This is a genomic window from Helicobacter pylori (genome assembly GCF_001998165.1).
GTDB classification, from domain to species: Bacteria; Campylobacterota; Campylobacteria; order Campylobacterales; family Helicobacteraceae; genus Helicobacter; species Helicobacter pylori_DL.
On the sequence record NZ_MTWR01000177.1, the window covers coordinates 1 to 246 of the forward strand.

At 41.5% G+C, this 246-nt stretch carries 1 protein-coding gene; it reads left to right on the forward strand.

The annotated features are described in order from the left end of the window. Nucleotides 1-246, forward strand: a 246-nt coding sequence (locus tag BZK24_RS08760) for an N-6 DNA methylase (protein ID WP_171972443.1), incomplete at both ends; no start/stop codon positions are given.

Sequence of the window (246 nt, forward strand, 5' to 3'; positions counted from 1 at the left end):
CCCTTTTGCCCGCGAGTCCGGTAAATCCAAAGGGCAGTTTTTCACCCCTAGCGAAGTTTCGCTTTTATTGGCCCTTTTGCTTGGCATTGATGAAAACACCAGACAGGATAAAAGCATCTATGATCCCGCTTGCGGGAGCGGTTCGTTATTGTTAAAAGCTTCTAGTTTAGCCGGTAAAAACGGTTTAACTATCTATGGTCAAGAAAAAGACATAATCCTTAAAAAAGAGTTTGAACATGTTAGAAA